Annotated in this window: 3 protein-coding genes and 1 tRNA gene; all 4 read left to right on the top strand. The window is 55.2% G+C overall.

What is annotated here, in order from left to right:
- Positions 1-720 precede the first annotated feature (720 nt).
- Positions 721-1,857: a thioredoxin family protein gene (locus ACF8AM_RS04670; protein ID WP_392554513.1), complete on the top strand. Its 1,137-nt coding sequence runs from the start codon at positions 721-723 to the stop codon at positions 1,855-1,857.
- A gap of 269 nt (positions 1,858-2,126) precedes the next feature.
- Positions 2,127-4,253 (top strand): spermidine synthase, encoded by a 2,127-nt coding sequence (locus ACF8AM_RS04665; RefSeq protein WP_392554512.1) that lies wholly within the window; start codon positions 2,127-2,129, stop codon positions 4,251-4,253.
- 149 nt (positions 4,254-4,402) lie between these two features.
- A tRNA-Ala gene (locus tag ACF8AM_RS04660) sits at positions 4,403-4,475 on the top strand.
- Between the two features lie 154 nt (positions 4,476-4,629).
- Positions 4,630-5,290 (top strand): hypothetical protein (locus ACF8AM_RS04655; protein WP_392554511.1); only part of this gene is annotated, 661 nt, incomplete at its 3' end.

Raw genomic sequence — 5,290 nt, 5'->3', positions numbered from 1 at the left:
CCGAAACGTTCACGGACTTGTCGCCTCCGCGTCGCAATGGCGGTAACGGTGGGAACAACAATCCCCCGCCGCGTGACGATCAGAAACGGATGATCAAGCGAGCTCCCAAGCGTCCGGTGCCGAAGCTTTAAGCAAGTCGGCCGGAGTCTTTGGGCCTTGGGACTGCTTCGGTGAGCGTCATTACTCCCACGTGCAACCAGGGCTAACGCCCAAACGGCTTGCACGATTAAGCCCTATAATTTCTGCCGACCTGCGCCGGTGGTCTGTCAAAGCGAAGCGTGAGGGGGGGGCGTAGTGGACGAGGCGACGAGTCCTTGGATTCGACGCCAGTTCAGGACTCGTCGCCACGTCTACTACCGTAAAAAAAGTCGAGACGGACCACACGGTGTACGCGAGCGCGACGTGTTCACAGGATGGAGATGGCGGAGATGGCGGCGAGAACGCTATCCACATCTGTCATGGTGGAATTGCGTTTTTGAGAGACGCAAGCTCTTCGTGATCTGCTGGGCGTCCTCTGCCTGGTTTGATGGACGGCGTGAAACTCCTGATGGAAGTCGGTTTGACGGCAGGCGAATCACCCTCCATTGGTGTGGCGGCGACGGCGGAAAACTTCGTAGGTTCCGCTCAAGCGTCAAGGTCGACGCGACCGATACCACCGAACACCGGCACTCCCGAGCCCCTTCAGGCTCTCTTTGAGAAAGACAAAAAGGATTTTGTCCGATGCGTTTGTCCTCCAAACCACCGCGAATTTATTCTTCGACTGCGATCTCGCGATGGCCGCGAATTTTGACAGCGATGGGCTTGCTCGGGTTGACCACTGTCTTCACCGGGGTGGCTCAGGCGGAAATTGCCTGGCGAGCCGATTTGTCCACTGCTCAAGCGGAAGCGGAACAGAGCGGAAAGGCTCTGTTGTTGCACTTCACCAGCGACAACTGCGTATGGTGTGATCGGTTGGAAGCAGGAGCTTTTCAAAGCCCACAGGTTGGGGCGGCAGTGGAACAAAAGTTCGTGCCCGTCAAAATTCACGCTGGCAAGTCGCCTGAATTGGCCAAGATGTTTGGTGTCACCAAGTTTCCAACGGATGTGATGATCACGCCAACCGGAAAGCACTTGGGCAGTTCGGTCAGCCCGCAAGATCCAACGCGATACGTCGCGATGTTGGGGCAAGCGTCCAGTAAAATGCCTGCGGCACCTGTCTCGCCCGCACCGAATGCACCGCAAACCATGTTGGCATCGAGCGCTCAGCCATCGGCATCGGCACCCACACAAGCAAGAGCGGCGGTTGCCACCACGCCACCACGCACTCAGCAAAACCCACACGTCGCGTCCAGCAACAATCTGCCTTCGCCTGACAGCCAATTCGCTGGCGGTGCGACCGCGCAACTGGCCGGTGCTCGCACGGACGGCATGTCCCTCGGAATGCCTGCTCAGGCCCAAGCCAAAGCCAAGACGCCTGCGTTTGGAACGGATCAACCGAAACTGGCGATGGAAGGGTTTTGTTCCGTCACGGTGATCAACGAAGACCAGTGGGTCGAAGGCAACCCAAAGTTTGGAGTGGTTCACCTCGGCAAGCTGTACTTGTTCGCTAGCGAAGACAAGATGCAAACGTTTTTGGCTGATCCGACACCCTACACTCCTGTGCTGAACGAAATCGACGTGGTTCGCTTCTTTGAAGAACGCGTGATCGTTCCCGGCAAGCGTCAGTTCGGTATGAAAGACCCTGTGCACCAACGCATGTTCTTCTTTGCCGATGAAGCTGCGATGGACCATTTTTGGAATGAGTACGAACGCTACACCGACGCCGCGATCGAAGTCATGGACCAGGCCGTGCGAGATGCCAATCCTGGTTTGAACTGATTGCTTCTGCGATCCAAATGCTCGCAATTGATAACTACGACGCCTCATTGGGATTTCCCTTTGAGGCGTTTTTCGTTGGAAAGCTCGGTTTGATCTGCGGGCTATTTCGGTTGGAACGGATGTAGAGCGTGAATCACTCAAGGAAACTCGGAAGGGGGATCGGATTGCGTTCTCTCTGAGGCTTGGTCACACAAAGTGGGGTAACCTTTTGGGCGGAACCACGTCGCGGGGGCGAGGCCGCATTGCGAGTACTTTGAAGAGATGAACGCATGCCGTCGTGCACCTCGGACGTTTCGGATTCCACCTCCCAACCAGCCGCCCATTCCAAGCAGACCACCTCGTGGTTCGTTTTCGCAGGAGCGACGTTGTTGGGGGCTTTCTTGGTCTTTCAGGTTCAGCCTGTGATCAGCAAGTGTGTGTTGCCTTGGTTTGGTGGCACGCCAGCGGTTTGGACAACCTGTTTGCTGTTCTTCCAAGTTCTTTTGTTCGCAGGGTACTTGTACGCTCACTGCATCAGGCGGTTTCTGCCTCCAGCGTTCCAAGGCATCGTGCACTTGCTCCTGCTGTGTGCGGCGGCTTGGTCGTTGCCAATCGCGCCTTCCGATACGTGGAAGCCTGTCGGAACGGAAGATCCGACCTGGGCACTGCTGTGGTTGTTGACTGCCCACGTCGCCTTGCCGTACTTCGTGCTTTCCAGCACGGGTCCCTTGGTGCAAGCTTGGCTAAGTTACGAAAATCAATCCGAATCGGTTTATCGGTTGTACGCACTTTCCAACGTCGGTTCGTTGGTCGCGTTGCTGAGCTATCCCTTTGTCGTCGAGCCATTGCTGTCAATTGAACAGCAGTCCGTATTTTGGTCGCTAGCGTTTTATGTTTTTGTTGTCGTGGATGGTTGGCTCGCGATTTGTTTGTTGCGTCGGCGAAAGGGAGGTTCGGTAACCAGCGACACTGAACTCGCGGAGGACCAATCCGTGCTCGCGAAACTGGGGGTTGCGGACTGGGGTGTCTGGATCGGTTTGCCGGCCTTGGCTTCGGTCATGTTGCTGGTGGTGACCAGTCATGTCTGCCAAGACATTGCCGTGATGCCGTTTCTTTGGGTGCTGCCGCTTAGCTTGTACTTGCTCAGCTTTATCATTAGTTTCGACTCACCTAACTGGTATCGCCCAAAACTCATCGCGGCGTTCACTGGACTGGCGTTTGTCGTGATTCAATTGAAAGGCTGGTTCCCCGGCAATTGGCAAATGCCCATGGAAGCGTTGGCATATTTAGTCGTTGTGTTTGGTGTGTGTTTGTTATGCCACGGTGAAACTGCTGCCCGGAAGCCAGCTACCCAACGACTGACCTTGTATTACGCCCTGATTTCGCTGGGGGGGGCGATGGGTGGCATCTTGGTTGCATTGATCTGCCCGCTCGTCTTCCAAGACTATCGGGAACTTCCCATCGCGATGTCGCTGTCGATTGGCGTGGTTGCGATCACGTTCCTGGCTTCTCGTTCATGGATGACAACCACCTGTGACTGGAAATTGTCCAAGGGAATCAATGGATTGATCGTGGCGATCATTGGGTTCACTGCGGTGGTGACGACGCTGACCAATCGCACCGACACGATCGATCAACGTCGGAATTTCTTCGGCGTGCTTCGCGTCGAGAACGATGCGGACCGGGTGCAATTGGTACACGGCAATACGATCCATGGAATCCAATTGCACGGTCCCGAGCGGATGACACCGACGTCCTACTTCGGCCACAGCAGCGGCGTGGGGCGGTTGATCCACACGCTGCAGGCTGAGTCACCCGAGATGCGAATCGGCGTGATTGGTTTGGGATGTGGCGTGCTGGCGGCCTACGGCCGAGAAGGCGATTCGATGGACATGTACGAGATCAATCCTGATGTCCTGGCGATTGCCGAAGAACACTTCACCTTCCTCCGCGATTGCCCCGCCAAGATGGAGCATCACTTGGGCGACGGTCGACTGTTGCTGGAAAGGCACACGGACAAGCAGTTCGATTTACTGATCTTGGATGCGTTCAGCAGTGACGCGATTCCCGCTCACTTGTTGACGTTGGAAGCGATGCAGCTTTATCGAGAACGTTTGGCCGACGACGGCGTGTTGGCTGTTCACGTCTCGAACAATCACCTGGATCTGGTTCCTCTGACGCACCGGCTGACGAAGGCGATTGGGATGCCGAGCCGGTTGATTCAAAACAACCACCGCGACCAGGTTTACACGCGTCCTTCCCGTTGGGTCATTGCGACCGACCGAGGGGAGTCGTTCTGGGATTCCGAGTTTTTGTCGGTCGCTCAGAAGCCCGATTCTTCGGTGTTGGAGTCTGCTCCGATGTGGACGGACCAGCATCACAATTTGGCGAGCGTGCTGATCTGGCCGTCGCTATGACGCGACTCAGATCGTTTGGTTGAGTGGGAGCACGCATGCCAGCCAGTTTTGGGGCATGCGACCCCCGAAGAACTGAAAAGAATCGTCGAAACCCGGTTCGGGCGGGCTTGACGCAACGCGAATCAAGTCGATAATCTGCGTCTTCACCCGGGGGATTAGCTCAGTTGGGAGAGCGACGCGCTGGCAGCGCGTAGGTCATCGGTTCAAGTCCGTTATCCTCCACTTCAAAGGCACTTTGCGATTCGTCGCAAGGTGCCTTTTTCTTTGGGAAGACCGCAGTTTCCTGTGCTTTCTAGCAAATCAAGATTTGGCGTGTTCCAATAGACCGCTGATTGGTTCAGGTAGCTGCCCCGAGCGAACCCACTGACTTGCCAAAATGAACGCACGAAAACAATCGATCATTTTTTCAACTGCTGTGTTTGGCTTGCTCACCGGATACCTGTCGGGCTTGGCGACCCAGCCCATTTTTGGGTTGGCTGTTACGGCTGTATTGGGGTTCGGAGCTCTACTTTTGGGTCTCTTCAATCTGACGATAAAAGAAGAGGAACGTGCGGAGCAGTTCGCGGCACTTACGATAGCTTGCCCGCAACGGTATCCGTATTCATTTGCTATCTCCGTTTTGCTGTTTAGCTCCACTTGCTACATCGGATTGCAGAGCGGTATTCACGCTCGATCGCAACGCCAGACAATCGAAGTGGCGAGCGAAATCAAGCGTTTCGCATTTCATGGGGACGAGCGATTGATGGCGATGCTGGTTTTGAAGCGGCTCAATGATCTTGGTTTTTCGGAAGAAGAAAGACGCGCGGTCTTTAGCGATTTTTCGACGGTCAATCAAAATGACCTATTCGCATATTCTCATGCGGAGCAGCACAAATTCGATGATCCTTTGACAAGACTCGGTGAGGCGTACCAGGAGAGCAATAAGCCGAGTTCCGATTGCCATCAATTGCAGCAACAGCTAAATCGCTTGCAGTGGGAAGTGTATCGTTGCCTACAAGACGCAGATCATGGCCAGTACCACCGCCTCCAAAATATGC

Origin of the sequence: Rhodopirellula sp. JB055, from assembly GCF_043100905.1 — a bacterium.
Classification (GTDB): Bacteria; Planctomycetota; Planctomycetia; order Pirellulales; family Pirellulaceae; genus Rhodopirellula.
This window is presented reverse-complemented; position numbering and strand designations above follow the sequence as displayed.

Coding starts and splice junctions, on each gene's coding strand:
- ACF8AM_RS04670 (WP_392554513.1), top strand. CDS start 721: ATGCGTTTGTCCTCCAAACCACCGCGAATTTATTCTTCGACTGCGATC.
- ACF8AM_RS04665 (WP_392554512.1), top strand. CDS start 2,127: ATGCCGTCGTGCACCTCGGACGTTTCGGATTCCACCTCCCAACCAGCC.